Origin of the sequence: Pseudomonas soli (genome assembly GCF_021283165.2) — a bacterium.
Taxonomy (GTDB): Bacteria; Pseudomonadota; Gammaproteobacteria; order Pseudomonadales; family Pseudomonadaceae; genus Aquipseudomonas; species Aquipseudomonas soli.
In genome coordinates, this window is record NZ_CP128543.1 from 2,606,045 (window position 1) to 2,632,714 (window position 26,670).

General features: G+C 62.6%; 27 protein-coding genes and 1 pseudogene. 12 read left to right on the forward strand and 16 right to left on the reverse strand.

Annotated elements, in window-relative coordinates:
• Positions 1-2: 2 nt before the first annotated feature.
• The 3 genes from LU688_RS12180 to LU688_RS12190 are packed head-to-tail and all read left to right on the forward strand — an operon-like array spanning position 3 to position 2,809.
• Positions 3-656 carry a c-type cytochrome gene (locus LU688_RS12180; RefSeq protein WP_094011120.1) on the forward strand — a complete coding sequence of 218 codons (654 nt, stop codon included), beginning with the start codon at positions 3-5 and terminating at the stop codon, positions 654-656.
• 32 nt (positions 657-688) lie between these two features.
• Positions 689-1,330: a hypothetical protein gene (locus tag LU688_RS12185; protein WP_094011121.1), complete on the forward strand. Its 642-nt coding sequence runs from the start codon at positions 689-691 to the stop codon at positions 1,328-1,330.
• A gap of 54 nt (positions 1,331-1,384) precedes the next feature.
• Positions 1,385-2,809 (forward strand): coniferyl aldehyde dehydrogenase, encoded by a 1,425-nt coding sequence (locus LU688_RS12190; RefSeq protein ID WP_094011122.1) that lies wholly within the window; start codon positions 1,385-1,387, stop codon positions 2,807-2,809.
• Positions 2,810-3,007: 198 nt separating this feature from the next.
• Here LU688_RS12190 and LU688_RS12195 read toward each other — a convergent pair whose 3' ends face one another.
• The 11 genes from LU688_RS12195 to LU688_RS12245 form a co-directional block, all read right to left on the reverse strand.
• Entirely contained in the window at positions 3,008-4,588 is a 1,581-nt protein-coding gene (locus tag LU688_RS12195) for a GMC family oxidoreductase (RefSeq protein ID WP_094011123.1), read from the reverse strand.
• A 48-nt stretch (positions 4,589-4,636) separates the two neighbouring features.
• Positions 4,637-5,587, reverse strand: coding sequence for an alpha/beta hydrolase (locus LU688_RS12200; protein WP_094011124.1), 951 nt, complete (start codon positions 5,585-5,587; stop codon positions 4,637-4,639).
• Complete coding sequence (locus tag LU688_RS12205; protein WP_201755098.1) at positions 5,584-7,227, reverse strand: 3-(methylthio)propionyl-CoA ligase; 1,644 nt, start codon at positions 7,225-7,227, stop codon at positions 5,584-5,586. Before LU688_RS12205 ends, LU688_RS12200 begins: the two co-directional genes overlap by 4 nt.
• Before the next feature lie 72 nt (positions 7,228-7,299).
• Positions 7,300-8,799, reverse strand: coding sequence for a flavin-containing monooxygenase (locus LU688_RS12210; protein WP_094011125.1), 1,500 nt, complete (start codon positions 8,797-8,799; stop codon positions 7,300-7,302).
• Between the two features lie 194 nt (positions 8,800-8,993).
• Positions 8,994-9,662, reverse strand: coding sequence for a c-type cytochrome (locus tag LU688_RS12215; RefSeq protein ID WP_094011126.1), 669 nt, complete (start codon positions 9,660-9,662; stop codon positions 8,994-8,996).
• Complete coding sequence (locus LU688_RS12220) at positions 9,659-11,146, reverse strand: flavin monoamine oxidase family protein (RefSeq protein ID WP_104445276.1); 1,488 nt, start codon at positions 11,144-11,146, stop codon at positions 9,659-9,661. Before LU688_RS12220 ends, LU688_RS12215 begins: the two co-directional genes overlap by 4 nt.
• A 210-nt stretch (positions 11,147-11,356) precedes the next feature.
• Positions 11,357-12,061: a TetR/AcrR family transcriptional regulator gene (locus tag LU688_RS12225; protein ID WP_094011127.1), complete on the reverse strand. Its 705-nt coding sequence runs from the start codon at positions 12,059-12,061 to the stop codon at positions 11,357-11,359.
• 136 nt (positions 12,062-12,197) lie between these two features.
• Positions 12,198-12,614, reverse strand: a complete 417-nt coding sequence (locus LU688_RS12230; RefSeq protein WP_094011128.1) for a RidA family protein — start codon at positions 12,612-12,614, stop codon at positions 12,198-12,200.
• 13 nt (positions 12,615-12,627) lie between these two features.
• The gene (locus LU688_RS12235) at positions 12,628-13,461 is read right to left on the reverse strand and encodes a phytanoyl-CoA dioxygenase family protein (RefSeq protein ID WP_094011129.1); all 834 of its coding nucleotides are present in this window, start codon (positions 13,459-13,461) and stop codon (positions 12,628-12,630) included.
• Positions 13,462-13,607: 146 nt separating this feature from the next.
• Positions 13,608-15,458, reverse strand: coding sequence for an ABC transporter ATP-binding protein (locus LU688_RS12240; RefSeq protein ID WP_094011130.1), 1,851 nt, complete (start codon positions 15,456-15,458; stop codon positions 13,608-13,610).
• A 137-nt stretch (positions 15,459-15,595) separates the two neighbouring features.
• The gene (locus LU688_RS12245; protein ID WP_371041465.1) at positions 15,596-16,837 is read right to left on the reverse strand and encodes an MFS transporter; all 1,242 of its coding nucleotides are present in this window, start codon (positions 16,835-16,837) and stop codon (positions 15,596-15,598) included.
• A 217-nt stretch (positions 16,838-17,054) separates the two neighbouring features.
• Between LU688_RS12245 and LU688_RS12250 the strand changes: the two genes are divergently transcribed.
• The 4 genes from LU688_RS12250 to arsH are packed head-to-tail and all read left to right on the forward strand — an operon-like array spanning position 17,055 to position 19,919.
• Entirely contained in the window at positions 17,055-17,402 is a 348-nt protein-coding gene (locus tag LU688_RS12250) for a metalloregulator ArsR/SmtB family transcription factor (protein ID WP_094011131.1), read from the forward strand.
• A gap of 21 nt (positions 17,403-17,423) precedes the next feature.
• Entirely contained in the window at positions 17,424-18,707 is a 1,284-nt protein-coding gene (locus tag LU688_RS12255) for an arsenic transporter (protein ID WP_023630037.1), read from the forward strand.
• Positions 18,708-18,734: 27 nt separating this feature from the next.
• Complete coding sequence (locus LU688_RS12260; protein WP_023630038.1) at positions 18,735-19,205, forward strand: arsenate reductase ArsC; 471 nt, start codon at positions 18,735-18,737, stop codon at positions 19,203-19,205.
• 12 nt (positions 19,206-19,217) lie between these two features.
• A complete protein-coding gene (gene arsH, locus LU688_RS12265; protein ID WP_094011132.1) occupies positions 19,218-19,919 on the forward strand; it encodes an arsenical resistance protein ArsH in 702 nt (233 codons plus the stop codon).
• Positions 19,920-20,017: 98 nt separating this feature from the next.
• Here arsH and LU688_RS27960 read toward each other — a convergent pair.
• A pseudogene (locus LU688_RS27960) lies at positions 20,018-20,292 on the reverse strand (chromate transporter); the annotation flags it as partial.
• Positions 20,277-20,465, reverse strand: a complete 189-nt coding sequence (locus LU688_RS27965; protein ID WP_430310135.1) for a chromate transporter — start codon at positions 20,463-20,465, stop codon at positions 20,277-20,279. The pseudogene LU688_RS27960 and the gene LU688_RS27965, both read right to left, overlap by 16 nt.
• Positions 20,466-20,890: 425 nt before the next feature.
• On the opposite strand from LU688_RS27965, the gene LU688_RS12275 reads away from it, so the two are divergent.
• Entirely contained in the window at positions 20,891-21,316 is a 426-nt protein-coding gene (locus tag LU688_RS12275) for an anti-virulence regulator CigR family protein (protein WP_094011133.1), read from the forward strand.
• A gap of 110 nt (positions 21,317-21,426) precedes the next feature.
• On the opposite strand, the gene LU688_RS12280 is transcribed toward LU688_RS12275, so the two are convergent.
• Positions 21,427-21,831, reverse strand: a complete 405-nt coding sequence (locus tag LU688_RS12280) for a MerR family transcriptional regulator (protein ID WP_094011134.1) — start codon at positions 21,829-21,831, stop codon at positions 21,427-21,429.
• A gap of 73 nt (positions 21,832-21,904) precedes the next feature.
• Here LU688_RS12280 and LU688_RS12285 point away from each other — a divergent pair, with 73 nt between their 5' ends.
• Positions 21,905-22,969: an SDR family oxidoreductase gene (locus LU688_RS12285; protein WP_094011135.1), complete on the forward strand. Its 1,065-nt coding sequence runs from the start codon at positions 21,905-21,907 to the stop codon at positions 22,967-22,969.
• A 314-nt stretch (positions 22,970-23,283) separates the two neighbouring features.
• Here the strand turns inward: LU688_RS12285 and LU688_RS12290 are convergent, their stop codons facing one another.
• Together LU688_RS12290 and LU688_RS12295 are read right to left on the reverse strand one after the other, a co-directional pair.
• Positions 23,284-23,727: a GFA family protein gene (locus LU688_RS12290; RefSeq protein ID WP_081941238.1), complete on the reverse strand. Its 444-nt coding sequence runs from the start codon at positions 23,725-23,727 to the stop codon at positions 23,284-23,286.
• 179 nt (positions 23,728-23,906) lie between these two features.
• The gene (locus LU688_RS12295) at positions 23,907-24,626 is read right to left on the reverse strand and encodes a tellurite resistance TerB family protein (RefSeq protein ID WP_160291396.1); all 720 of its coding nucleotides are present in this window, start codon (positions 24,624-24,626) and stop codon (positions 23,907-23,909) included.
• Between the two features lie 277 nt (positions 24,627-24,903).
• Between LU688_RS12295 and LU688_RS12300 the strand changes: the two genes are divergently transcribed.
• Genes LU688_RS12300 through LU688_RS12310 form a run of 3 tightly spaced genes read left to right on the forward strand, consistent with a single transcriptional unit; the run spans position 24,904 to position 26,655 of the window.
• The gene (locus tag LU688_RS12300) at positions 24,904-25,557 is read left to right on the forward strand and encodes a hypothetical protein (RefSeq protein ID WP_160291397.1); all 654 of its coding nucleotides are present in this window, start codon (positions 24,904-24,906) and stop codon (positions 25,555-25,557) included.
• Between the two features lie 22 nt (positions 25,558-25,579).
• A complete protein-coding gene (locus tag LU688_RS12305; protein ID WP_094011136.1) occupies positions 25,580-26,104 on the forward strand; it encodes a hypothetical protein in 525 nt (174 codons plus the stop codon).
• Positions 26,101-26,655 (forward strand): hypothetical protein, encoded by a 555-nt coding sequence (locus LU688_RS12310; protein WP_094011137.1) that lies wholly within the window; start codon positions 26,101-26,103, stop codon positions 26,653-26,655. Before LU688_RS12305 ends, LU688_RS12310 begins: the two co-directional genes overlap by 4 nt.
• The last annotated feature ends 15 nt before the right edge of the window (positions 26,656-26,670 follow it).

A 26,670-nucleotide genomic window follows, 5' to 3' on the forward strand; every position in this document is an offset into this window, starting at 1 on the left:
TCATGAAAAAGAAACTGTTGTTGGTTACCGGTGTAGTGCTGGTGGTACTGCTGGCGCTGTTCGGGCGCGACCTGCTTGGGCTGTACCGGCTGCAGGACTATCTCGACACCACCACCCAGGCCTACGAGGCAGAGGGACCCTGGCCACAGACGGCGGATGCCTGCCTGGCGTGCCATGGCAAACAAGGCAGCTCCCTGCACCAACGTTATCCGAGCCTGGCGGGACAACCCGCGGACTACTTGAAGACACAGCTGCACACCTTTGCCAGTGGCCAGCGCATGAACCCGAACATGCAGCCGCTGGCCATGAGCCTGACTGAAAAACAGATCTTCGAACTGAGCGATTACTACGCGCGTCAGCCGGCGCTCGACAACCATGGGTTCGACCCCGACCCGGCCCTGCGCGCGCAAGGCGGCAAGCTGGCGGCGGCGGGCGCTTGCATGGCCTGCCATGGCGAGCATCTGCTGGGGCAGGGGCCATTCCCCCGCTTGGCGGGGCAGGGCGCCGACTACCTCCTGGCACAACTGGATGCCTTTGCCGAGGGGCGGCGGACCGATCCGAGCGGTTCGATGCAGGCGATCAGCGCAACCTTGTCACCAGCGGATCGCAAGGCGCTCGCCCATTACCTCGCCTCGCTCGCCACTGCGCCGAAATGACGTTCCGATTTCTATAACAAGAGAATTTCGCTATGGAAACCAAAGATGTTTTCGCCTTGCTCACCTGTGTGCTCTTGATCGCGTCCGGGGGTATCTACGGAATCAAGTTTCTACGCAAGGGCAATTTCCTACTGGGGTTGGAGTGGTTGATCGTCGCGTTTTCCGGCAGCAACCTGTTGATCTTCCTGCTGACCCAATCGCAGATCTCCTATGGCATCTCGTTCTTCTGCGATGCGTTCTCCCGAGGCTTCGGCATCCCCATCGTCACGGTGCTCGGCCTGATGGCGGTGACCCACAACTACAAGCCTTCGAAGCTCAAGGACGCGGTGATCTTCGCGATCACCTTCGCCAGCACGCTGGTCATGATCAAGAGCGACTTCATGGCCAAGCCATTGCCTTACTTCTATGTCGTCATGTGGTTCGCCTATTCGGCTTACCTGGCGTATTTCATCGCCAGGCTGGCCCGCGCGGGTGAGCGCCTGCATGCGCTGGGCGTGACCGTCGCGGCGATATCGGGATTGGTCGTGGCGTGCATCTACGACTTCTACCCGATCCCAGGCGACGATACCAAGGCGATCTTCCTGTCCATCGCCCTGGTCACCTGGTCGTACATGCTGATCCAGCTGTACTACGCCTTCTTCGCCCTGGAGCGCGCCAAGGGCTGCGCGCGCTGATGCAGCCGTTCGCGGGCTCTGCGCAGCCTTGCAATCCACCCCGGAGTACATCCCATGTCCATTGAACAAGTCGCGCCGGCGGTCGAGCGCATGCGCGAGGTATTTGTCCTCCAGCGCCAGGCGTTTGCCGAAGCACGTTATCCCTCGTACCTATCACGTCGAGCCAACCTTCAAGCGCTCAAGGCGCTGGTACTGGAGCACGCAGATGCGATCGCGGCGGCCATTTCCAGCGACTTCGGCCACCGCTCCGTACACGAGACCAAACTGCTGGACGTCTTTGGCCTGGTCAGCGAAATCAATCATGCGATCAAAAGCCTGAAACGCTGGATGAAACCGCGCCAGCGCGGAGTCGGTCTCTGGTTCCAGCCCGGGCGTGCGGCCGTGCTCGCCCAGCCGCTCGGCGTGATCGGCATTGCCGCGCCCTGGAACTACCCCCTCTACCTGACCTTGGGGCCGCTGTGCGGCGCCCTGGCCGCCGGCAACCGCGCCATGATCAAGGTCGCCAGCGATTCGAGCCACTTCGGGCGGCTGCTGGCCGAGCTGCTGGGCAGGCGCTTTGCCGAGGACCTGGTGGCGGTCATCCAGCCAGGTCCCGGTATCAACGACGGCTTCTCGCGTTTGCCGTTCGATCATCTGATCTTCACCGGCTCGCCCGCGGTAGGCCGGCAGGTCATGCGCAACTGCAGCGAGAACCTCACCCCCGTGACCCTCGAACTCGGTGGCAAGTCCCCGACACTGGTGGCCCCCGATTACCCCTTGCGCAAAGCAGCCGACACCATCCTCTGGGGCAAGTGCCTCAATGCCGGGCAGACCTGCGTCGCCCCGGACTATCTGTTCCTGCCAGCCGGCAGCGAAGAGGCGTTCATCGAGCATGCGAGTGCGGCGGTCAGCCGTCATTACCCGGTACCGCTGGCCGACAACCCCGACTACACCTGCATGATCAACCCGCGCCAGATGGCACGGGTCGAAGCCCTGCTGGCCGATGCCCGCGACAAGGGCGCGCGGGTCGTCGCCCTGGCCGACGCCGAAGGCGCCCGCCGGGTCGGCAAGCTGGCGCCGCACCTGGTGTTCGACGTGCGCGACGACATGCTCATCATGCAGGAGGAGATCTTCGGGCCGGTGCTGCCGGTGCTCGGTTATCGCCGGCTGGAAGAGGCGGTGGACTACATCAACGCCCACGAACGGCCGCTGGCCTTGTACCTGTTCGATGAGGACCAGGGGCGTGTCGAGACGCTGTTGCGGCAGACGATCTCCGGCGGCGTCTCGGTCAACAGCGTGATGCTGCACGTGCTCCAGGAGAACCTGCCATTCGGTGGCGTTGGCCACTCGGGGCTGGGCCACTATCACGCCGAAGAGGGTTTCCAGACATTCAGCAAGATGCGGCCGATCTTCTATCAAGCCAAACGCAACGGCAGCTTCCTGCTCAAACCGCCTTACGGTCGCCTCACCCAGGCGCTGCTGCGTCTGATGCTGCGCTGAGGCTCGGTGTGCTGGGCGGGCATGACGAAGTCGCTCCGCGTTGACGCTGCTCCCATGCTCGTCATGCCCTTTTTGGCGCCCTTCGGGGCGCCTTTTTTTTCCAGGGTGCTGCCTCAGGGGTAGGCTGGTGGAGCTTTCACGCAGGACGCCACCGCCGGATTGCTCGTTGGGCGGTGGCGACGTGGGGCCTGAACGATATCAGCCCTGGGCGACCCACTCGGCGCCGCGCTCGCCGATCATGATCGCGGCGGCATTGGTGTTGCCGCCGACCAGCGTTGGCATGATCGAGGCGTCGATCACACGCAGGCCATCGATGCCGTGAACCCGCAGCTGGCTGTCGACCACGGCCATGTCGTCCTGGCCCATCTTGCAGGTACCGACCGGGTGGTAGATGGTGTCGGTGCGTTTGCGCAGGATCTCGACCAGCTGTTCATCGCTGTGCAGGCCGGCGCTGTAGAAGTCGCGCAGGCCGAAGCTGGCCATCGGTGTCTGGGCGATGATCTCGCGGGTCATGCGGTACCCCTTGAGCAGGGTCTCGACGTCGTCGTCGTGGTCCAGCAGGTTCGGGTCGATGCGCGGGGCGACACGCGAGTCCGGTGAAGCCAGGCCCACGCTGCCGATGCTCTTGGGGCGCAACACGCAGACGTGACAGCTGAAGCCGTGGCCCCAGTGCAGCTTACGGTTGTGGTCATCGACCGTGCCGATCACCGAGTGCAGCTGGATATCCGGTCGAGCGAGGGTCGCGTCGGTCTTCAGGAATGCACCGGCTTCGGCGCAGTTGCTGGACAAAGGGCCGCGACGGTGGCGCAGGTAATCATAGGTCGCCTTGCCCATCTTCAGGCTGCCCGCCAGGGACACGCCAAGCAGCGAGGTATCGCTGCTCTTGTAGCACAGCACCACATCGGGGTGATCGCGCAGGTTCTGGCCCACCCCCGGCAGCTCATGCCTGACGGCGATACCCTGGGGTTCGAGCTCGGCTCGCGGGCCGATCCCCGAGAGCATCAGCAGATGCGGGCTGCCGAAGGACCCTGCGGCCAGCAGCACTTCCTTGCGCGCCTTCAGGTGTACCCGAGTTCCCTTGATCAGCGCCTGCACGCCAGTGGCGCGTTCGCCCTGGAGCACGATGCTTTCGACATGGGTGTTGGTCAGCACCGTGAGGTTACGGCGCTGGCGCACCGGTTTCAGGAATGCGGTGGCCGTGCTCCAGCGCCGGCCATCGCGGATGGTCACGTCGTAATAGCCGACACCCTCTTGCCGGGCACCGTTGAAGTCTTCGTTGAAAACGTGTCCTGCACGCAGGGCCGACTCGACGAAGGCTTCGGTGACGACATGGCGATGCGCGGGGCCGACGTAAAGCTCGCCTTCGCCGCCGTGGTAGTCGTTGTCACCGCCATGGTGCATCTCGCTCTTGCGAAAGTAGGGCAGCACATCGTCGAACGACCAGCCTTCGTTACCCAGCGCGTGCCAGTCGTTGTAATCGTCGTGATGGCCGCGGATGTAGATCATGCCATTGATCGAGCTGCTGCCGCCCAGCACCTTGCCGCGAGGCTGGTAGCCATGGCGACCGCCCAGGCCTCGCTGCGCAGTGGTCTTGAACGCCCAGTTGACATGCCGTGTCGGCAGGATCGCGGCCATGCCGACGGGGGTGTGGATCAGCGGCGAGCGGTCTTCCGGGCCCGCTTCGATCAGGCCCACGGTGACGCCGGGGTCGGCGCTCAGGCGATTGGCAAGGACGCAGCCGGCGGAGCCTGCGCCTACGATCAGGTAGTCGAATTCCATCTTGTTGTTCTCGAGTGGGTGGCAAGGTAGAGGAGGCGAGCGGGCGGGCTAGCCGTCCCAGGCGGTGTACTGGTTGACGAAACGGGTAATGTTGCGTTGCGCCGCCTGGGCCTGAGGCAGGGCGGCGATCATCTGGAACACATGGGGCAGGCGCTTCCAGATCTCCAGGTGAACCGGCACGCCGGCCGCCGAGGCCTTGGCGGCGGCGCGCACCGAGTCATCCAGCAACATCTCGGTGCTGCCTACCTGGAACAGCAGCGGCGGCAGGCCATCGAAGCGGCCGAACAGCGGCGATACTGCCGGCTGCCCGTGGGATTCGGCCGGGGCATAGAAGCCGCGAATGCCGATGGCGAAGGCCGGGGTGAAGATCGGATCATGGCGCGCATTGTCCAAGGCACTCGCGCCGCTGAGGGTGAAGTCGAGAAACGGCGAGAGCAGCACGGCGCAGCTCGGCAGCGGAGTGTCTTCGTCCCGTAGCCGTTGCAGCAGCGCAAGCGCCAGGTTGCCACCGGCGGAGTCGCCGGCGACGACGATGTCGCTGGCCTTGAAGCCCTGTCCCTGCAACCAGCGGTAGGCGTCGAGCGCTTCGTGAAGCGCGGTTGGGAATGGGTGCTCGGGGGCCAGGCGGTAGTCCAGCATCAGTGCCCGGGTCTTCAGTGGCCGGCACCAGCTCGCGACCATCGCGGCGTAGACCTGCGGGGTGTAGGCAACGAAGGCGCCGCCATGGATGTACAGCAATACCCGTTCAGGCCGGCAATGGGCCGGCGTCAGCCATTGGGCGGCGACGCCATTGCAGTTCACGTCGGCGCGGTGTACATCGGTCGGGAATGTCTTGGGCGCCTGGCCATCGAGCCGTTCGAACTGCCGGCGCAGCTTGCCGATGTCGATGCGCAGGCCATGGCTGGACTTCACCAGCAGGCGCAAGGCCAGGTTGAGCAGGCGGTTCTTCCAGCGGCCCTCGGCTGGGTCGATTTCGCGGGTATGAAGCTGCGCGTTCATGACACCACCTCGTGCTGGCTGGGGGTAGGCCAGTGGTAATCGTGCAACTGTTCGCGCAGCAGCACCTTGCTGACCTTGCCGGTTGCGGTGTGCGGCAATGCCTCGATGAACACCACATCGTCGGGGTAACAGAACCGCGCGACCTTGCCGGCGTAATGGGCCAGCAACGCTTCGCGGCTCACGGCCTGGCCGGGTTTGAGCACCACAACCAGCAATGGGCGCTCGTCCCACTTCGGGTGGGCGATACCCAGCACGGCGGCTTCGGCGACCGCAGGGTGGGCCATGGCGATGTTTTCCAGGTCGATCGAGCTGATCCACTCGCCACCGGACTTGATCACATCCTTGGCGCGGTCGGTGATCTGCATGAAGCCGTCAGGGTCGAGGGTGGCGACATCCCCGGTGGGGAACCAGCCATCGACCAACGGGCTGGCCTCGATGCCGAAGTACCGCTCGATCACCCAGTGGCCACGCACCAGCAAGGCGCCTGTGGTCTTGCCGTCACGCAGCAGCTCGTTGCCATGCTCGTCCACGATTTTCAGGTCCGTGCCGAAAGGCGGTCGCCCCTGCTTTACGCCGATGGCGAAGCGAGCTTCGTCTTCCAGGTCGAGGTGCGAGGCCTTGGGCGTGTTCACCGTGCCCATCGGCGACAGCTCGGTCATGCCCCAGGCGTGTTGCAGGCAGATGCCGAACTCCTCTTGGTAACTGCGCATCATCGCCGGTGGGCAGGCGGCGCCACCGACGATCATGCGGCGCAAGCGGGGAAGGCGGCTCCCGTATTGGCGCATATGCTGCTGCAGGCTCAGCCACACGGTGGGCACGCCAGCGGAGAAAGTGACGCGCTCGCGCTCGAAGAGTGCGAACAGGCTCTCGCCGTCCAGGCAGGCGCCTGGAAACACCAGCTTGGCGCCCACCAGTGGTGCGGAATAGGGCAAGCCCCAGGCGTTGACGTGGAACATGGGGACCACCGGGGCGACGACCTCGCAGGCAGACAATGCCAGCGCGTCCGGAAGGGCGCTGGCCAGTGCATGCAGCAAAGTAGCGCGATGTGAATAGAGCACCCCTTTGGGGTTGCCGGTGGTTCCCGAGGTGTAGCACAGCGCCGCCGCCGTATGCTCATCCAGCACGGGCCAGGCGAAGTCCGCCGACTCCGCCTCCAGGAGCTGTTCGTAGCACAGCAGGTTGGCGATCTGCATGGCTGGCATGTGCGCAAGGTCGGTCATAGCCACCCAGTGCCTGACGCCCGGGCAATCCGCTGCGATGGCCTCGACCAGCGCAGCGAAGCCAAGGTCGAAGCACACGACCTCGTCCTTGGCGTCATTGATGATCCAGGCCACCTGTTCGGGGAACAGCCGGGGGTTGATGGTATGGGTGATCGCGCCGGTGCCCGATATTGCGTAGTAAAGCTCGAAATGCCGGTAGCCATTCCAGGCCAGGGTGCCCACGCGACTGCCGGGCCCGGTGCCGAGGCGTAACAGCGCGTGGGCGGCCTGCCTGGCCCGTCGGTGCGCGTCGGCATAGGTATAGCGATGAACGGGACCTTCAAGGGTGCAGGAGACTATTTCCGTATCGCCGTGATAGCGCTCGGCATGTTCGAGCAGCGAAGGGGTGGTCAGCGGCAGCGTCATCATTTGGCCTTGCATCGGGTTCTACCTTTCTTGTTGTCATGCCCCGGCCACGCTGGTCGTAGCCAGGTGGACGGGAACGGGGTGTGGTCAACCGGTGACGCGGGAAGGTCGTGGGGCAGGGATTTCCCGTGTGCTCTGGAGGAAGGCCAGGCGCGGATCTTCGACGGGATCCTTGAGCAGCATCTTCTTGTCGCGGCCGTAGTGCATGAAGACGAACCACGGGTAGGCCTTGCCCTGGCGCGGGAGAAACTGCTGGTCGCGCTGGATGTAGCCGGACTTCATCGAGTTCATGATCCCGTCGTCCAATGCGTTGCAGGCATCGTCGCGGGGAGTCACGACATCGAAGTCGTGCTCGTCCATGTAGTGGAAAAGCCGGCACAGGTATTTGGCCGCCAGGCCGACCTTGAGGGTCCAGGAAACGTTGGTGTAGCCGAATATCCAGGCCATGTTCGGCAGGTTTTCCAGGAGCACGCCCTTGTAGGTCATCTGCTCGCCGATCGGATAGGGGGTGCCGTCCACCGACACGATCATCCCGCCCAATACCTGGAGCCTGAGCCCGGTCGCCGTGATGATGATGTCGGCCGGCAAGTGCTTGCCGGACTTGAGCACAATGCCGCTTTCGCTGAAGCGCTCGATGTGATCGGTTTCGATCGAGGCGCGGCCACTACGGATGGCTTTGAACAGGTCGCCATCGGGCACCGCGCACAGGCGCTCGTCCCACGGCATGTAGTGGGGGGTGAAGTGGCGCATGTCGGCGTCGGGGCCGACCTGGCGACGGACGTGCGAAAGGATGATCCTGCGCATCAGCCGCGGCCATTGCCGGCAGGCGATATAGGCCGCCCGATACAGCACGATATTGCGCTTGCGGGCCAGGCCATAGGCCCAGCGGGCGGGCATGATGCGCGAGAGCGTGGCCGTCAATGTGTCGGTGGAAGGCAGCGAGTAGATATACGACGGGGAGCGCTGCAGCATGGTGATATGCCCGGTTTTGTCGGCCATGGCCGGTATCAGCGTGGCCGCGGTGGCACCGCTGCCGATCACCACGACGTGCTTGCCGGTGTAGTCCAGGTCCTCAGGCCAGTGCTGCGGATGGACCCGCACCCCTTTGAACGCCTCCTCGCCGGGAAAGCTCGGCAGGAAACCTGCGTCGTGGTTGTAGTAGCCGGTGCAGCACAGCAGGAACTTGCAGCTGTATTGCCGCACCGTTGCGCTGGCCTCATGCACGGCGCTGACCTGCCACAGGCGTTGCTGGCTGCACCAGTTGGCGCCGGTGATCTTCACGCCGTAATGGATCTTCTTGTCCAGGCCATGCTGCCTGGCCGTGTCCTGGATGTACCGCCGGATCGAGGCGCCGTCGGCGAGCACCTTGGGGCTTCGCCACAAGCGGAACTTGTAGCCGTAGCTGAGCATGTCCGAATCGGAACGGATGCCTGGGTAACGGAACAGGTCCCAGGTGCCGCCCATGCAGGCGCGCCGCTCGAGGATCGCCATGCTGCGCTCAGGGAACTCCTGCGCCAGCTGGCAGGCGGTACCAATGCCTGACAGGCCAGCGCCGATGATCAAGGTGTCGAAATGTTGATGGTTCATGAGGTCTCCGGGCCTGGCGGCCCAGGCTTGTACTTGTTGTTATGGCGGACTGTAGAACGAGGAATAAATTTACGCAACAGATGTTATGTTTAGTGTCGAATCAACCCCGCTCAGGTCCTCCGGTCGCTGCGGCACAACTCCTTACGGATAGTGATTCACGATCGCCGCCCGGTTGAAAACAGGCATCTCTCTAGTCAGCGAACGCTCGGTGCGAGCCCTGCGATGTAGTGCGCCAGGGCCTCGAGTTCTTCCTCGGAAAGGACGGCGGCGGTAGCGTTCATGGCGCCGCTGGGATCGCTGCGCTGGCCTTGCTTGAACGCCTTGAGCTGCTCCAGCAGGTAGGCCTGGCCTTGGCCGGCCAGACGCGGCGCCACCGGGCTGCCGGACAGCGTCTCGCCATGGCATGCGGTGCAGCCCCGCGTAGTGGCACTGGCGTGGCCGCGGGCACGCATGGCGTCATCGGAGGCCGGTGCGTCGGTCACCCGCGGAACCTGACGGGCGAAGTATTCGGCCAAGGCCTTGATCCGTTCATCGCTCAGGGCGGCCGCCAGCGGCTGCATCTGCGCGCTGTGTCGCGTGCCCTGGGCAAACGCCTGAAGCTGCGCCTGGATATACGCTGCCGGCTGCCCAGCGAGCGCCGGGTAGAGGCTGTTATGCGGTTGCCCGCGAGCGCCATGGCAAAGCGAGCAGGCATCCTGCGGTTGCGGCCAGGCGCCGCCATTGGCCTCATAGCTGGCGTAATGCTGATCGAGGGCGTTCATGAACCTGTAGCCTGCGAGCAGCTCCGGGCCCTGGAAGGCCGTGACCCCAAGCAAGCCTGCGACAAGCATTGCACTGCCCAGCAGCAGGGTGCGCCTTTTCATGCGTGCCTCCGGGTGCCGGCAAGTGCCTGCAGGGCTTCGAGCGCCGCGCGGTGACCGGCGCGTACCGCGCCGTCCATGCTGCTGGCCCACAAGTCCGCGGTCTCGGTGCCCGACCAGATCAAGCGCCCGACAGCAGGCTTGAGATAGCGCCCCCAGCGGGTCAGGAAGCCGGGGGGAATGGAGCCGACGCAGGTCAAGGTCCAGGGGTCGACCTTGGCCCAGTCGTGATCGTGGAACTGCGTGACGTCGAGAGCTTCCTCGCCCAGGGCCTTGGCGTAGATGCTCGCGAGAGTGCGTGCGGCCTGCCCAGGGTCATCGCTGAGCTGCGCGCTGCGCACGAAGCCCATCAAGATGCCGACGCTGCCGTCTGGCGGTGAGTTGTCGCAGGACAGAATCAGCGGCCCGTCGGCCTGGATGACTTGGCCGTTGAGCCCTTTGTCCCGCCAGAAGGGGCGCGCATAGACATGCACGGTCTTGCGCATGGGCGCCGAGGACGGCCACAGGCGTTGCAACTGGGCACGGCCATCGGGCAGTGGCGGGTCGAAGACGATCTGGTTGCACAGCGCCGGATGCAGGGCGGCGATGACCTGGCGTGCGCGGATGAGCCCCTGGTCGGTGTGGATCTCGACGATGTCCTGGTCCCAGCCGACGATCCGGCGCACCGGGCTGGACAGTTTCACCCGATCGCCCAGCGCCTGCGCCATGCGTGTGCACAGCACCTGTGAGCCGCCTATGAAGCGGGTCTCCTGGGCGCCGCCCTTGAAACCCTCGAGCTTTGCCATGCTGCAGTCGGCGGAGTTGATGAGGGAGAGGTAGTGCAGCAGGGACAGGCTGGAGGGTGGCGTGCCGGTGGTCAGGCCGATGGAAGTGTCGAAGGTCAGCCGGCTGGTGTTGTCGATACCCTGACTCGCCAGCCATTGGCCCACCGACAGCTTGTCGAGTGCCTCGGCGTCCGCTGCGGTCCAGGGTTCTTTGCCAGGTACCCGGCGCGACAGCTGGTTGAGCTTTTCGGTCGCCGGGTGATGGGCGCCCTGGCCGCTGCTCAAGTCTTCCTCGTAGCGGGCTTCACCGACCAGGTAGACATTGCGCCCTTGGTAGTAGGTGGGGAAGGTTTCGACATCGAGCTCGCGTGCCAGGTCGAAGATCGCGGTCTGGCCTGGCCCGATCCATTCCCCGCCGGCTTCGGAGATCACACCATTGCCAAGCGGGTGGTTGTAGGTGCGTCCGCCCACGCGGTCCCGCGCTTCCAGCACGGTGAAGGACATGCACCCGGCGCGTTGCAGGTCACGGGCCGCAGTCAGCCCGGCCAGCCCGGCACCAATGATCACCACGTCCAGCACCTGCTCGGGTTCTGCTCGCAAGGCTTGCGCCATGGCCCGTCCGCTGAGGGCGGCACCGCCGATCAAGGTGGCGCTGGCAAGTGCTTGCACGAGCAAGCGCCGCTGCCGCGCCGACAATGGCAGTTCTGTGTTTTCCTGATCCATCTGCACCTCGGCCAACCTGTTCTTGTATTTAGATAACCTTAGTTATGTAAAATACTACTGCGCTCTTTCGGCAAAGGGAATACCCCCTGAACGGCGCTTGGTCAGGTTGGCTGGAGTCGCTGGAAGGAAGTTCGCGGGGAGCGGGCAGCGCTCTTGAGATCGAGCGCTGCGAAGCTGTCGTCAGGCAGTCTGTTGCCAGAACACGCTGGGTTACTGGGCTTTGGCCCGGCTCTTGCCCGTGGCTTTCGCGACCTTGGGCGGGGAGATGAGCAGGATCAGCGCGTCGAGCAGCGCCTGGCCACGCTTGGCACTGAACCGCTCCGGCTCGATGGGCATCATCATCAGCCAGCCGTCGCAGATGGTGCTGATCTGGTCGGCCAGCACATCGGCCGGAATATCGTCGCGGATCTTGCCCTGGGCCTGCCCTTGTTCGATCACCACGGTGAACACCTGGCGGAACTTCGCGTAGCGCTGCCTGATGATGTCGGCGAACACCGGTTCATGGCGGGCGTGGGCGAGCAATTGCAACCACGAGAGCCACATGGTCGATTCGTCGAAGTTGACCCATTGCAGCCATTGTCGAAGCAGTGAGGCGATGTCGAGGGAGGCCTGGTTGGTGGCCAGCAGCAGGTCGACCTGGTCGAACAGGCTCTGTGCGACCTCGCCGATCATGTCTTCCTTGTTGGCGAAGTAGTAGGTCACCGCGCCCGTGGTACAGCCAGCCTGTTTGGCAACCTTGCGCATCGAGGCCCCGGCATAGCCATCCTGCGCGATCACCGTGATCGCGGCCTCCAGCAGTTCCGCACGCTTTGCGTCGCGGTCACCGACAGGCCTGCCGCGACGGGCAACGGTTTCCGGCGCGCTGCTGTCTGCGCGTGAAGGGGCGGCTGTGGGGCGGGCTTTGGTCTCAGGCATGGGCGCTCAGAACTGTCGAGGTCGGTTAAAGGGGCGGTCACGGGTGTCGATGCGGGTGCAAAGGCCCCAGCATAGAGAACTTGCGTGAATAAAACATCCCGCCCCGGCGCAGCGTTCCAACCTGCGCACGCCCCGCTCAGGCGTCGCCGCACCCCGCGACTGCCACTGCGCGAATCTCGACCCTCAGCGGCTCCAGTGCCAGCTGGCTGATACCCACTGCCGTCCATGACGGATAGCGCGCCGGAAAGTACACATCCTTCACCTGGGCAAACGCTGCCATGTCGGCTTGCAGGTGGGTATGAAAGGTCGTCAGCTCGACCACGTCCGCCAGGCTCGCACCGGCTGTCTCGAGGACCAGCTTCAGCGACTGGAAGGCCAGGTGAGACTGCTCGACGATACCCTGCGCAGGTTGCATGGCCGCGTCGACGCCCACTTGCCCCGAGACCCAGATCAGGTCACCCACGCGGGTGGCCTGGGAAAAGTGGAAATTGTCGTAGTAAGCCTGGGTCGCAGCTGGATTGATGGCCTGACGCTTGAGCGGTTTCGCATTCATCGAGGAACTCCTGTCAGACCACTTGGCGGAAGGTGGGGTGGCGGAACGGGGCGCCCGCGACCAGGTGTTCGAGCTCTGTGCTGAACAGCACGCCTTGCGGGGGGTAACCGGCATCGCTGTGTGCCGGGAGTGGGCTGAAGGTGGCGTCGTCGCCGAAGAAACGGAACACGAATGTCCGTCGGCTTGGGAAGTCCTCGTCCACGGGTGCGCCGCCATGCAAGGAGCCCGGGTGCAGCAGCACCACATCGCCAGGCTCCGTGGCCCAGGACAGGATGTCGTAGGCCTGCGGGTCTTCCCGGCGTAACGCCTCGATATCCGGCAGGCGGGGCAGGGCGCCATTGCCGTGCAGTGGCTGGGTCGGGTCATCCGGGTTGGTGAAGGTCGTGCCGTCATAGCGCGGCCCACGATGGGAGCCACGGATGATTTCCAGGGCGTTGCGCTTGGGTACGGCATCGAAGCTGATCCAGGCGTTGCCCCAGTGGTGGCCGGCCCAGGGCAGGTAGGAGGTGTCCTGATGCCATAGCGTCCGGGCGCCCTGGCCCCCGGCCTTGAGGAAAACCTCCTCGGCGAAGTACCAGACATTCCGCGAGCCCCAGAGATTTGCGAACAACGACCCCAGTGGCAGCTCCGCCACGAGCGCCTCAAGGCGCTCCTTGGCCAACGGGTTGGCGTTGTCGACGTGGGATTGTTGGATCGTCCCGGCGAACATGCGGGTGGCATGCGGGCCATGGTTGAGCACGGCCCAGTCGTAGGCTTCCCGGCAACGCGACAACTGCTCCGGGTTCAGAAGCCCCTTGATCAACACCGCTCCGTCTTCGTGATAAGCCTTGCTCAGTGTGTCTTGCATGACCGTTCTCCTGGTGAGTTGAGCGCAGGTGAACGTGAGCCTAGCAAGCGAATTTAAAATACGCAACGATCGTTATTTAAATTGCCTCGATCTGTTTGCCGTGATGTGAGCAGTGGAGACCGCAGCAGGTGCTTTTCCTTCGAGTGCTACTCCACAGTCTCCGCCAGCCCCTGGTCCTCACCCAGGAACCCACCGCTCTGATGCCGCCACAGCCGTGCATAGGTGCCGTTCCTGTCGAGCAGTTCAGCATGGCTGCCTTGCTCGATGATGCGCCCCTCATCCATGACGATGAGCCGGTCCATGGCGGCGATCGTGGACAAGCGATGGGCGATGGCGATGACGGTCTTGCCCTGCATCATGTCGTCGAGGCTTTCCTGGATCGCGACTTCGACCTCCGAGTCCAGGGCGCTGGTGGCTTCGTCGAGCAGCAGGATCGGCGCGTTCTTGAGCATCACCCGGGCAATGGCAATGCGCTGGCGCTGGCCACCGGACAGCTTGATGCCACGCTCGCCCACCAGGGTGTCGTAACCGCTGTGGCCTTGCCGATCACTCAGCTGGCTGATGAAACCATCGGCCTGGGCATTGGCCGCGGCGCTGCGGATCTGCGCTTCGGTCGCTTCGGGGCGGCCATAGGCGATATTGTCGCGGATGGAGCGGTGCAGCAACGACGTGTCCTGGGTGACCATGCCGATGGCGCTGCGCAGGCTGTCCTGGGTGACGTGGGCGATGTTCTGCCCGTCGATGCGGATCTCGCCGCTGTTGACGTCGTAGAACCGTAGCAACAGGTTGATCAAGGTGGACTTGCCGGCGCCGGAGCGGCCCACCAGGCCGACCTTTTCTCCGGGGCGGATGTGCAGGCTCAGGTCATCGAGCACCTGGCGTTCGCCGTTGTAGTTGAAGCTCACCTTGTCGAAGGTCACCGCGCCACCGCGGGTCACCAGCGTGCCGGCGTCGGACGCATCCTGTACCTTGGGGCCGCGGGTCAGGGTGGCCATGCCGTCCTGCACGGTGCCGATGTTTTCGAACAGGGAGGTCATCTGCCACATGATCCAGTGCGACATGCCGTTGATCCGCAGGGCCATGGCCGTGACCGCCGCCACGGCGCCCGCGCCAACCTGGCCCTGGTGCCAGAGCCACAGGGCATAGCCGCCAGCGCCCAGGATCAAGCCGACCACCAGCGCCTGGTTGACGATCTCGAACTGACTGACCAGGCGCATCTGGCGAAAGCCGGTGAGCTTGAAGTCCTCCATCGCCGCCCGCGCAAAGTGCGCTTCGCGTTTGGAATGGGAGAACAGTTTCACCGTGGTGATGTTGGTGTAGGCATCGGAGATGCGCCCGGTCATCGATGACCGCGCATGGGCCTGCTCCTGGCCGACCTTGCCCAGGCGCGGCACGAAGTACAGCATGGCCAGCCCGAACAGGGTGCCCCAGGCCAGGAACGGCAGCATCAGCTGCAGGGCGAAACCGCCGGCCAGGGCGATGATGGCGATGAAGTACACGCCGATGCCGGGCAGGACCTCGATCAGGGTGAACAACACCTCGCGCACGGCCAGCGCGGTCTGCATCACCTTGGTGGTGACCCGGCCGGAAAACTCGTCGGAGAAGAACGACAGGCTCTGGCGCAGCATCAGCCGATGGAAATCCCAGCGCAGGCGCAGCGGCAGGTTGATCGCCAGCACCTGGTGTTGCATCAGGGTGCGCAGGGCCACCAGCACGATACTGCTCAGCAGGACAATACCGATGCTCCAGAGCACGCGGCTTTCCTGTTCGCTTGCGCCGCCTGCCTGCCAGGCGGGAAGCAGGTCGACCACCTGGCCAAGGAAGGAAAACAGCCAGGCTTCATAGATCGACACGCCGGCGCTGAACAGCGCGAGGGCCAGGATGTATCCGCGCGCCCCCCGCGTGCAGGCCCACAAGAAGCGCAGCAGGCCTAGCGGTGGCGGTGGAATCTCATCAGGCGGGAAGGGGTCGAGCCATCGTTCAAAAACACGCAGCATGCTGGTCTCCAGAAGGGCGCGGCGTTGATCGGCAACGCCGTAGCGATCGTGCAACCATACCGTACATCGAGGTTTTCGCCTTGCCGCTTGTGCCCCCCTGAGGCCAGCTGCTGCCCGGTGTCATCTACCGCGTTCGGTCAGCAAGGCTGCGCCGCCATCCGATTGGAGACATTGCGCCCGAGCACCAGTACCGCGACAAAACCGCAGCCCACCAGGGCCGTGGCCAGGCTCAGCAGCACCGCGGTACCGAGCTGATCGACAATGCGCCCGCCGAAGAACGAGCCTACCGCGATGATCACCTGGAACATGGCGACGAACAGCGGCATGCCGCGTTCGACATCCTTGGGCGCCACCACGAACATCCAGATACTGGCGCAGGCCGGGAAGGCGCCAAAGGCGAAGCCCCACAGCGCGATCAGCATCGCGGCGCCGGTCAAGCCGGTGGCGAAGTAGGGAAACAGGGCGGTGCTGATGCCGATCATCAGGGCGACCAGCAACAGGGTGTGACGCACACTGCGGTTGGCAGCGAAACCGGCGAAGATGTTGCCGATCACCCCGGCCACGCCATACAGCAACAGCAGCGAACCAATGGTCGGCCCATCGAAGCCGGCGCTCTGCTTGAAGAACGGTGCGACATAGGTATAGGCGGCAAAATGCGCCAGGCCGATCAGCAATACCGCGATCAACCCGACCCGCGCCTGTGGATTGACGAACAGCGCCGGCAGGTCGCTGATGCGAATGGCTTTGTCTGGGGTGAGCCGCGGCAGCAGGAAGACTTGCGCCAGCAGCACCGGCACACCTACCAGCGCGGTGGCGAGGAAGGTCATGCGCCAGCCCATCAGGCCGCTTAGCCAGGTGCCAACCGGCACGCCCAGCACGGTAGCCAGGGTCACGCCGACCATGATGATCGAGGTGGCCTGGGCCACGCCCACGCCCTTGGGTGCCAGGCGGCCACTGAGGGCAATGGCGGTGGCCCAGAAACCGCCAATGCTGATGCCCAGCAGTACGCGGCCGAACAGCAGCAGGCTGAAGTCGCTGGCGTAGGCCACGACGGCGTTGGCGAGGATCATGATCAGCGTCAGGCCGATCAGCAGGTAGCGACGGTCCAGGGCGCCGATGCCCACCGACAGCAAGGGCGCGGCGAGGGCGGCCATGATGCCGGGCAGGGTGACCATCAGGCCGGCCTGGCCGGCGCTGATGCCCAGGTCGCTGGCGACATCGTTGAGTACGCCCACCGGGAGAAACTCACTGGTGACCAGGGCGAAGGCGCCCACAGCGACCGAGAGAATCGCCAGCCACTGTTGGCTGACGCTTTGTTGACTGTGTTCGGGACGGCCGTGAGACGGCGGAGTGACGCTGGACATGGTGTTGGATTCCATGGGGGATGCCGCCTGGGGCGGACCGGGGAGCGGGAAAAATGGCTGGCGATTATAAGAGACGGTTTTGCCGAGCCGACAGGCGGGGCGCTCGATAGTAATCATCAGCCTGATCGATTGTTGTACCGCGAATACTGACCACCCCTGGCACGCCTGAACGCGCTTGCAATATACATATGGGAATCCGTATATTCGTATCTCCATATGTATTGGTGCAGCCATGATAACCCCGCCCGATGTGTTCAAGAGCCTGTCTGACGAAACCCGTGCTCGCGCCAGCCTGCTGATCGCCAGCCTTGGTGAGCTATGCGTTTGCGAGCTGATGTGCGCATTGAACGACAGCCAGCCGAAGATCAGTCGCCACCTGGCGCAGCTGCGCAGCAGTGGCATGCTGCTGGACCGCCGCCAAGGGCAATGGGTGTATTACCGCCTCAACCCGGATCTGCCTGCTTGGGTACACGAGATCTTGCAGGCGACACTGCAGGCCAACACGCAATGGTTGGCAGAGAACACCCTGCGCCTGCAGAACATGGACGGTCGCCCCGTTCGTGACGCTGCCTGCTGCTGATCATCACTGTACGAGGTCATCATGCTGGTAGCGATTGCAGTCTTCGTTTTCACCCTCATCCTGGTCATCTGGCAGCCGAAGGGGCTTGGCGTTGGCTGGAGCGCAGCGCTCGGTGCCCTCATCGCCCTGGCGGCAGGCGCCGTTTCGCTGCACGACATCCCGACTGTGTGGGCCATCGTCTGGAACGCCACCGTCACCTTCATCGCCGTCATCATCATCAGCCTGCTGCTGGATGAGGCCGGGTTCTTCGAGTGGGCCGCGCTGCACGTGGCGCGCTGGGCAAACGGCAGCGGCTACCGTCTGTTCGCCTTCTGTGTGCTGCTCGGCGCCGCCATGTCGGCGCTCTTCGCCAACGATGGTGCGGCACTGATCCTCACACCTATCGTCATGTCGATGCTGCTCGCGCTGCGCTTCTCGCCCGCCGCGACACTGGCCTTCGTCATGGCCGCCGGCTTCATCGCCGACACGGCGAGCCTGCCATTGGTGGTCTCCAACCTGGTGAACATCGTCTCGGCCGACTACTTCAGGTTGGGCTTCAGCGAATACGCTTCGGTGATGGTGCCAGTGAATTTCGCCAGCGTGTCGGCAACCCTGCTGGTGCTGTTCCTGTTCTTCCGCCGAGATATTCCGAGACAGTACGAGGTCGCGGCCCTGAAGATGCCAAACGAGGCAATCCATGACCGCGCAACCTTCAAGGTGGGTGGCTGGGTGCTGCTGGTGTTGCTGATCGGCTTGTTCGCCCTGGAACCACTGGGTATCCCGATCAGTGCGGTAGCAGCAACTTGTGCAGCGATCCTGTTTGCCGTCGCCGCCCGTGGCCACCGCATCTCGACCCGTCGTGTGCTGCGCGAGGCACCCTGGCAGGTGGTGATCTTTTCCCTCGGTATGTACCTGGTGGTATACGGGCTGAAGAACGCCGGCCTTACCGACATGCTCACCCACCTGTTCGACCGCCTTGCGCAGCAAGGGCTGTGGAGTGCCGCCATCGGCACCGGGCTGATCGCTGCATTGCTGTCCTCGGTCATGAACAACATGCCCAGCGTGCTGATCGGCGCTTTGTCGATCCAGGCCAGCGAGGCGCAAGGGCTGGTACGCGAGGCGATGATCTACGCCAACATCATCGGCTGCGACCTCGGCCCGAAAATTACCCCCATCGGCAGCCTCGCCACGCTGCTCTGGCTGCACGTGCTGGAGCGCAAAGGCATGCGCATTACCTGGGGTTACTACTTCAAAGTCGGCATCCTGCTGACGCTGCCAGTTCTACTGATCACCCTTTCGGCTCTGGCATTGCGCCTCAGCCTCTGAAACCCGCCACGAAGCGCAGGAGCCCTCATGCGAGTCCTATTCATGTGCACGGCCAACAGCTGCCGCAGCATCCTTTCCGAGGCCGTGTTCAATCACCTGGCCCCTCATGGATTTGAAGCCGTCAGTTCCGGCAGTTTCCCAAAGGGCCAAGTGTTGCCGCGCAGCCTGACCACATTGCAGCATGCCGGTATCCCGATCGAGGGGCTGAGCAGCAAGGGCAATGACGCGTTCGAGCATTGCCCTCCTGACATCGTCATCACCGTTTGCGACAACGCCGCCGGCGAAGCCTGCCCGGTGTATTTCGGCCCTGCGCTGAAGACGCACTGGGGGCTGGAGGATCCGTCCGCTGTCGTGGCTGACGAAGCGTCGGTCGACGCTGCATTCCGCGCCACGCTGGCCCGAATCCAGTCTCGCTGCGAGGCCTTCTTCGCGCTGCCATTCGAAAATCTCGACCGTGAGCAGCTCAAGAATGAGCTGGATCGCATCGCTACGCTTTGAGCAGGAGGAAACATGTCCGAGCAACTGCCTAATCTCGATCTCTCGCTGTTCGATCCAGCGCCAGCGGCAACCCGCTCCAGCGAGCACAAACCACGTATCCTGTTGCTGTATGGATCGACCCGCGAACGTTCCTTCAGTCGCCTGCTGGTGGAGGAAGCTGCACGCCTGCTGGAGCACTTCGGTGCCGAGACCAAGGTCTTCAATCCTTCGGGCCTGCCGTTACCTGACGATGTGCCTGTCGAGCACCCCAAGGTGCAGGAACTGCGTGATCTGGTGCAGTGGTCGGAAGGTCAGGTCTGGTGCTCGCCAGAGCGCCACGGTGCAATGTCAGCCGTATTCAAGGCGCAGATCGACTGGATTCCTCTGGCACTGGGTGCGGTTCGCCCCACTCAAGGCAAGACCCTGGCGGTCATGCAGGTGTGTGGCGGTTCGCAGTCATTCAACGTGGTCAACCAGTTGCGTGTGCTTGGCCGCTGGATGCGCATGTTCACCATTCCCAACCAGTCTTCGCTGCCCAAAGCCTACCTTGAGTTTGATGACGTCGGGCGGATGAAACCCTCGCCGTACTACGATCGCGTGGTGGACGTCATGGAGGAACTGGTGAAGTTCACCGTTCTGTTGCGCGACCGCCAGGCGTTCTTGGTGGATCGCTATTCGGAACGCAAGGAAAACGCCGAACAACTCTCTGCCCGTGTGAACCAGCGCTCTATCTGAGACGGATGCCCGGAATATCCGCTTTTGGCCAAGGGCGTCTCTTAGGAGATAGCCCGCTTGGGTCGTTAGCGAAGGGGCGCGACTGACTGCCAACGACTCCAACCGCTGGGTGTCTGGTTCATCGAGGCGCCGAGGAATGCCGCGAAGGTGAATAACGGTCCCGGGACGGCCTGAGCTGCGCCATAGCCCGCCAAGAATGCATCGTGATCAACCCATCCAGAAGGCACGAGGTCAGCCTGTAATAGTGGTAGCACTACATGTCCGCCACCGAAAACCAGTGAGCCGCTACTGACAGCATCTGACTTGGGAATAACTTTGCCAGAACCTGCAGCCCGAACAGCAAAACAAAGAACAGAGTTAGCCCGAATAGACCACATCCGCATAGCTGCGCTCGCTCAACCACTGTCGACGCACAACATCCCGGAAATACCCCAGCTGAGCAATTGGACCGCCGAAAGAAGTCAGACCCAATCGCAGAAAGATCAAGAAAACAGTCCAGCAGCTGCGGTCAGCGTGGAGGATATCGGTCACGTCCGTTTGATCCATCAGTGGCGAATTTCACCAACGATAAGCGAAAGTCGTTACGAAATACGATGAACCTAGCTGCGCAACCTGATCATGCAGAGGCTTATTGAACCATGCGCATAGCGAGTTTAGCCGAACCGCATCAACGCTGAGAGAAAGCTCCATAAGCTCATCTGCTTTCATAAGTGACCGCTTCTGGCCGATTACGGTCAGCTTTTAAACGGCTGCTATGGGTCGAGAGCAGTCATCCGCTTGTGGCTACTTTCGACCCAACGCAACCCTTCGTGGCTTGCTGCTATCGGCCAATAACAGCCTCTCAAGAGTGTCTAGGCAACCCAAGGTGATTCAGTTCTCGCATTCCGACAGCGTGCTCCCCCTTCAAGAGCATTGCCTTCGGTATCAGGTTGACTACGCTCTGAGTAGAGAAATGATCAAGGACAGTTCATATGAGAACGAAGTTGAATTTCGCCGTTGCGCTCTCGCTGGTAATGGGCGTGAGCCCATTGTCGTTGGCAGATCCCGGCAAAGGAAAAGGCCACGACAAAGGCAACCAACACGGCAATCAAGGGCATCAAGGCAACGGTAACGACTGGCAAAGTGGGCCTTCTGTCGACTTGGGGGCGGTGCGGGTCATCCTCAACGACAATCGCAATTACTGGAATCCAGGCGCATCTCTACCCCCTGGGATTCAGAAAAATTTGGCACGCGGCAAACCTCTCCCGCCCGGAATCGCCAAAAAATTGGACAGCAGGCTGATCGGACGACTTCCTCATTACGATGGCTATGAGTGGCACCAAGCCGGAGCTGACCTACTGCTTGTAGCTATTGCCTCGGGTGTGATCTATGAGGTACTGCACAACGTGCTGGATTAAAGTCATCAGCTTGGACAAAGCTGTAAGTAGCCGATGACTTTAAACCTGTCATTGTTCCTCCAGCAGGCCCGCCAGGGTGCGGGGGCCACGCTGAACAGTTAAGCCGGGAACTATTGCGTTGCGGCATGCCCATGTCCAGGAAGATGAACGATGGTCTGCCCGAGCGCAATGGCGCTGGCCTCAAGCTTCACACGCTCTGCTTCCAGAAAAACATACGTGGCTTGCAAGGTGGTGATCTTCGACTGAATTTCGGCCATCTTGCTGGCGACCAAGGCCGCGCCTTGCGCGCAATTGATCGTATTACCCCGCTTGGCAGCAAGAATGTCGCCAATCTCGGCGAGCGAAAAGCCCACGCCCTGGGCGTTCTGAATGAAGGCCAGGTCAACAACGGCCTGATCGCTGTAGCTGCGATAGTTGTTGGCTTGTCGATGGGCCACGATAAGCCCGAGTTGTTCGTAATAGCGCAGTGCATGGCGGCCAATTCCACTCCGGCGCTCCAACTCTCCAATGTTCACAGTAAAAATTCCTTGACTGTAGAGCAGGCTCTACACCTTAGCCTGCGCCCATCATCCAAACAAGGATTCAGGCATGAGCGTGGAGTGTTTCGTCACAGGCGGTAGTGGGTTTGTAGGCCAACATTTACTGGCCCGTCTTACTTCGACAGGGCACAAGGTCTGGGTGCTTATGCGCACCCCTGCAAACCTCGAGCGTCTGCGGGAGCAGGTAGGCCGACTGGGTGGTAATCCTGCCTGTGTCCATGCCGTTGAGGGCGATATCAGTAGAGAGGGGCTTGGGCTCAGCGAGGCAGACAAGCAGCGCGTGTCGTCGGCCTCTGTGGCCTTCCACCTAGCAGCGCAGTTTTCCTGGGGGCTGACAATGGAGCGCGCCCGCGAAGTCAATGTGCAAGGGGCGCTGAGAGTCGCCAGGCTTGCGGCGAGCCAGCGCATTCGCTTGCTGATGGTGGGTGGCTTCATGCTGCAAAACCTTGACCACCTTGCCAGTATCGGGGTTGACAATGAGTGCCCTGAGAACACGAACTGGCCTGCCGTCTACGGCCGTGCAGGTGGCTACGAAGGCAGCAAGCTCGAGGCCCATTTTGCGGTCATTCGTTACATGCAGGAAACGGGCGCGGATTACACAATCGTTCACCCTGCTACGGTGTGTGGCCACAGCGAGAGTGGCCACATTGTCGAAGGACAACCTTTGGCCGAACTCATTCGAAATCTGGCACAAGGGCGGTTCAAAGCTGTACCCGGCTCCACCAGGCACTGGTTGCCATTAGTCAGCGTCGATTACCTGGTAACAATGATAAGTTGCGCGGCATTCGACCCCTCGATGGCCAACCAGCAGGTCCTGGCGCTCTATGAACACACACCGAATTTGCAGGGGATGCTAGGGCAGATCGCCAAAACGCTGAATATCAAGGCACCCCGTCGCCATGTAGCGATAGGGTTGTTGAGATGGCTTTTGACAATTCCCGGCCTGGCGGCCCGATTCGCGATCAGCGCCGAGTCATTGAACTTTATTCAGACTCAACGCTTTGATATGCGGCTTAGCAGGCAATTGGAACTGAAGTATCAGATGGCACATCCCGACATGGCGCGAGCTTTGGAGAGGACAGTGCGCTACGTCAAAGGCAACTTGATTCATTGAGGCAACCCCTCAGGCAATAGGCATGGACCATGCCCATGCCATGGCGCTCGCCGTGCAATGCTTCATCTTGTTCGAGGGACCGATTGCGACCGTGGCTGCTCTTCACGAAGGGCTGCTATGGGGAAAACTGTCGGATGTATCTGAGCGCTAGCGACACTTTGCGCACAGCCAGAAGTTTGTCAGTCTCAACTTCGAATTGGCTTTCTCTAGACGTCATGACTCATGCGCTTGAATTAGCCGGGTGCACGATAGACGCACTGCTTGCAGCGAGCGCCAGCCGCCCTCGCAGCGCTGTCTCCAGGCAAGCTGCGCAGTCACTCTGCGGTGCTTTCGTATCGGATCCATCCTGCAACTTCGGCGCCTGCGACTACACGGTCTTTGGGATGAATCCGACCTTCACTGACAGGCACCTCTGGGAAGTCAAATGGGCTCATACCCTCGATACAGGCCACATTGACTCCATACTGATCAGGCGCAGAACGCCGCTGGTGAAAGGTGTAGATGCCACACTTCGAGCAGAAGTAGTGTTTTGCTTCGCGTGTGTTGAATTGATAAAGCGTGAGCGCCTCTTTTCCTTGGGTAACCGTGATGTCGCCCAGGTTAGCTGATACTGCCACGGCACCCCGCATACGGCAGAGAGAGCAGTTACACCTACGCGCTGTGCGCGTGCCGTCGGTCAAGCGCAATGAGAATTGCACCGTCCCACAATGGCAGGCTGCTCGGTAGACAGGGCGATTATCGGTTGTTTCATTAACCATGGCGTTCCTCTACTTGGGTCAGAGAAGGCACAGTAGGTGTTAACGGACCTGTGCCCAGTGTTACCTCTGCAGTCTTGAAAATAGCCGCAAAGGCTTCTCATGAGGGCATGACTCAGACCGACCAGCATAAACCCTATGGACCTGGCGGTAAGGTATGTTTCACGGACACCTACGGCGGGTCAGGCGACGCCCTTGGCCTGTTGCTCCAGATGCACCTGCAATGCCGGATCGAGTTGCAGTGCGCCGGCCAGCTCATCCAGATAGGCCCGCTCTGCTTCCTGCTGGTCATCCACCAGCATCACGCTGGCCAGGTACATTTCCGCGGCCATGGCCGGGTCCCGCGCCGACTTCGCCACCTCGGCAGCATCGAGTGGCTTGCTGACTTCTTCATCCAGCCATTGCTGCAGTTGCGGGTCGCTGGTCTGGCGTTTGATTTCGGCGTAGATCAACTGTTCTTCCTGCGGGTCGATGCGCCCATCGGCCTTGGCCGCCGCAATCAGCGCGCGCAGGATGGCATGGCTGTGATCCTCGGCCTCGGGGCCGGACAGTTGATCCACCGTGCGGACCGCCTGCTGCGGGGCTGCCGCCTGGCTGCGCTGCCAGCTCTGATAGGCCTTGAATGCCATCATCCCCAGCGACGCCAGGGCCGCGTAATTGACACCGCCTGCGGAACGCCCCTGGGTAGAGCCGCCAGTGTTGCTGCCAGCGCCGCCCAACAGACCGCCCAGCAAACCACCAAGGCCGCCCCCAGCCGTCGAACCGCCACCGCCAAGCAGGCCGCCAAGCAATCCACCCAAGCCACCCAGGCTGTCTTGCGATGACCTGCCGCCGCTCCCTTGTTGCGTCTGCGAAGCTTGTCCGGCCCGCAGCAGCTGTTCGAGTAGATCACTGGTATTCATGGCACCGCCCTCGTCGGTCGTGGTCGCCCAGACAAGCAACGATAGCCCCCTGAAGGCGATCCGCCATGACCGCCTGACCAATGGGGCGTTCGACTCAATGCGTTGTCTTTGCTCGGATTGAGGGAGGGCAACAGTGCCTGCGCAAGGGTGGTGGCAAAAGGCCGCATTCCTGCTCGCCTGATCCCTTTCCGCGCTATATCATGGCGCCCCCGCAGCTCAGGTGCTTGCTCGCTGATTGCAGCTGCCGATGGATCGAGGCCCGCCCCAAGGATTTTTCATGTCTGGATTGCTCCGTGCGTTCGCACGTCTGTTACCGCTTGCTCTACTTACCGGCTGCGCCGCCAAATCCCCCGCCCTGGTCAGCGAGGCCCTGCAACCGGCCGCTGGTGGTCCAGTAACGTACCTGGTTGGCAGCATCGGCCCCCTTGGCCGCGATAGTGCCTACACCAACCAACGCATCCTCCTGCGCAAACGTGGCGCGCAGGACGGCGCGGCGGCATGGTGGGGGTTCGCCGAAGTGGCCCACACCCCGAAGGACATCGAAGAAGTGCGCGGCCCCGACAAGCAGGCGCTGCCCGGCGAGGCCAGCGTGTTCGTCATGCCCCTCAAGCCCGGCGACTACGAATTCTATGACTTCCAGTTCTTCTGGAACGGCTACAACGGTGGCTACAGCTCCATCCGGGCGCGGGAACAGTTTCTTGTGCCCATGCATCTGGAAGCAGGCAAGGCGTACTACATCGGCGAATTCCGTTCGCGTTGCCTCGGGCTTTCCGCGTGCATGTTCTTCCATGGCGACCAACAGCCGCGCGATGAAGTGATCGCCCGGCGCTACACCCCCGGGTTGCCGCCCCTGCAGGCCCTGAACTTGAACATGGCGCCGGCATTCCCCTTCGTCATGCCACTGCCCCAAGCCGCCCAGCCGGCGAAGTGACCCGTACCCAGGAAAACCCGCTATGAAAAAGATTCTGTTCCTCAGCGCCAGCCTGCTGCTGGCCGGCTGCGCAGGTACCCAGACCTTGCCCGATCCGCGCATCGAGGCAGGCCAGGATTACCTGCCGCCGATCGCGGTAATGGTCGATTCGCTCGAACACGGCACCGAGCTGCGCAATTACCTGCGCGAGAGCGGCGTGTTCAGCAAGGTCGAGAACGGTGCCGCAGGCGAAGGGCAGACCCAGGTGATGGTCAAGCTGGATGCTCAGCGCAAGGTTGCGCCTGCACCGTTGCTGTTCCTCAGTGCCGCCACTCTGTTCCTGTTGCCCTTGCAGAGTGACCTGGACACCAAGGCCGACTTCACCGTGATGCGTGATGGCAAGGTGCTCAAGCGTTATCACTATGAGAACTACATGGCCAAGTACGCCTGGCTGCTCGACCTCGGTATTCCTGAGCGCGAGGAAAACATCCGTCGGGTCGCCCGTGCTTTCGCCCGTGACATGCAGGCCGCCAACCTGGCCAGCAAGCCGCTGGAGGCGCAGCGATGAACAACCTGGTCAAGGCGGCGCTGATGGCGGCCGGGCTGGCATTGCTCGGCGGCTGCAACCCATCGATGAAGCCGCTGGGGTATCACGCGCAAAAGCCCTATGTGCCGATGAGCCTGTTGGTGCTGCCGGATGGCTACACCCGCTTCGACGTCCAGGAGCGTGACGAGCTGACCAGCGCAGTCAGGTCGTCCGGCGCGTTCTCTTTCGTCGATCACGGACTGCCGCGCAAGGGTTACGCCCTGGTCATCAGCCAACCACCAGGCGAAGGGGCTGGTTTTCTGGTCGCGCTCAACGCCCTGACGCTGCTGACCTTCCCGGTGCCCTACAGCTACGTGCACAACCTGACCGGCAAGGTCTACAAGGACGGCGAGCTGCTGCGCACCTTCAGCTATAAGCGTGAGGGCATGAGCGTGGGCGCCTGGTATGTGCCGCCGCCGATCACCGAGAACCAGCGGCAGATGCTGACTGAACTGATGCGCGACCTGGAGGCCAGTGCGCTGATTCCCCATGTTGACGATGCGGGGCAGGTGGGGTTGGTTGATCAACGGTAAGTCGTGGGCAGCACA